This is a genomic window from Armatimonadota bacterium, from assembly GCA_037138755.1.
Lineage (GTDB): Bacteria > Armatimonadota > Fimbriimonadia > Fimbriimonadales > Fimbriimonadaceae > Fimbriimonas.
The window spans coordinates 1-1,566 of sequence record JBAXHT010000016.1 but is presented as its reverse complement, the minus strand read 5'-3'; the positions used below and the strand labels follow the sequence as shown (position 1 = coordinate 1,566).

The following is a 1,566-nucleotide window of genomic DNA, read 5'->3' as shown; positions in this document are numbered from 1 at the left end:
GCCATTTTATACCCCACAAGTTGATCTTGCTATCGAACCGATAAAGTGCGATTGATAGCATTTTTAGCGATCGCATGGATGGTGGCTCAAATGGTGACGGATTGGGTTGAACATGAGTTCCAAGCGGTTGACTTGGGTGACAAACGATTGTCTTATCGGTTAAAACTATGTGTTTCGCAGGCAGCTCGTATGGGTGAATCAACACCCGATCGAGCCAGATCGAAAGCCGATCTCAAAGCCACCTACCGATTGGTCGATAACCCGAAGGTTAGCATGGACGAAATCCTCTCCCAACACAATCAATCCACGCGGCAAAGATGCTCGGCATATAAGCGGATCTATCTGGTTCAAGACACCACAGAGGTCGATTTGACCAAGCCCAGGCAACGCGTCGAAGGTGCCGGTCCGTTAGGTACAGATAAGCGACAGGGCTTTTTTTATCATCCACTTTTCGCAATCACCCAGGATGGTTTGCCATTGGGGGCAGTCGACCAAGTGGTTTGGACGCGTGACGAGAAATCACTGCAAGTTTCGTCCAAAAAGCGCGTTGCTGAAAGAAAACGGGCTTGCTTTGAGGAGAAGGAAAGCTGCCGTTGGTTAGAGATGATGCAAAGTGGTGAACAACTCGCCCGAAGTATGTCTAAAACAAGCTTCGTGATCGTCTCTGACAGTGAGTCGGACATCGGAGAATTGCTTTGCGAGGCTAATGATTTGCCGGATAATTATGATTTCATCATTCGCCAATGTCACTCGCATTTGCTCGTGTCCGCAACCGATTCAAGTACAGGTCAGAGTCTCCAGGGTGTAGCCGTCGATGAAGCATTATCCCAAGCCCAATGGAGACTTGTACGTTCCGTCAACGTTTCCGAACGTAAAGCTCCGGTGTTACCCGACGATAAAAAGCGTGCACGCCGACAGGCCCGAACCTCACGCCAAGCGGTACTACAGATAAGGGCTATGAGTGTGACGATCAAAGGACCTCGTCGCGCTGGTGGAGGGCGTCTCGATGAGGTAACTCTCAACGTAGTCGAGACATTGGAAGAAAACCCACCTGAGGGCGAAGTTCCAATTCGATGGGTTCTCTTAACCACACTTCCGATCCAAACAGTCGAAGATATCGAATCGGTACTTGCTGGATACTGCAAGCGATGGGAAGTGGAGTTGTATTTCAAAACACTCAAGAGCGGGCTGAAGATTGAGGACATGAAGTATGAAACACTGGATCGCTATTTAGTCGCCTTCTCGATCCTTTCGGTCGTCGCTTGGCGGATAGAGTATCTCAAAGGGGCAACTCGAAGCGATCCGGAGAGTTCGTGTGAGAAATACTTCACGCCCGGCGAGTGGATGGCCATCATGATTTTTTTAACTCGTCGTCGGGTCGATCCGAAGAAGCCGCCAACGATGAAGGAATTCATGACCTCGATCGCGAAAATCGGCGGTTACATCGACAAAAAATCGCAAGGCCCGCCCGGCTCAAAAACGATTTGGCGAGGGATGAGCCGTTTCGAAACGATCGTCGAAGCTTACGCTGCCTTTAATCAAATGACTTGTGGGGTATAAAATGGC

The 1,566-nt window shown here is 49.7% G+C and carries 1 protein-coding gene; it reads left to right on the top strand.

Annotated elements, in window-relative coordinates; translation table 11 throughout:
• Positions 1–45 precede the first annotated feature (45 nt).
• Positions 46–1,560 carry an IS4 family transposase gene (locus WCK51_16010; protein ID MEI7578394.1) on the top strand — a complete coding sequence of 505 codons (1,515 nt, stop codon included), beginning with the start codon at positions 46–48 and terminating at the stop codon, positions 1,558–1,560.
• The last annotated feature ends 6 nt before the right edge of the window (positions 1,561–1,566 follow it).